Origin of the sequence: Micromonospora arborensis (genome assembly GCF_003205615.1) — a bacterium.
GTDB classification, from domain to species: Bacteria; Actinomycetota; Actinomycetes; order Mycobacteriales; family Micromonosporaceae; genus Micromonospora; species Micromonospora arborensis.
The window spans coordinates 1-250 of the sequence record NZ_PYBV01000097.1 but is presented as its reverse complement, the minus strand read 5'-3'; the positions used below and the strand labels follow the sequence as shown (position 1 = coordinate 250).

The window sequence follows — 250 nt, the reverse complement described above, 5'->3', positions numbered from 1 at the left end:
GGACGGCCCAGCCGGGCGACGGTGCCGAGGACGGCGAGCGCGAGGGTCTGCGGGCCGACCCCACGGCCGAGTTGCATCGTCGGGATGCCGCCCCGGGGACCGACCCGGACGCGGTGGCCGCCGGCGCGGCCGGTTACGGCAGCGCGACACCGGAGATGGTCGACCCGGACGCGGACGGTGAGCCGGTCACCCCCGACGGCGACGACACGTCGCTGGGGGCCGCCGGAACGTCGCGTCCCACCGGGTCGAC

The 250-nt window shown here is 78.4% G+C and carries 1 pseudogene; it reads left to right on the top strand.

The features are described 5' to 3' along the window. Positions 1–250 (top strand): annotated as a pseudogene (locus C7C45_RS34340) (hypothetical protein); the annotation flags it as partial.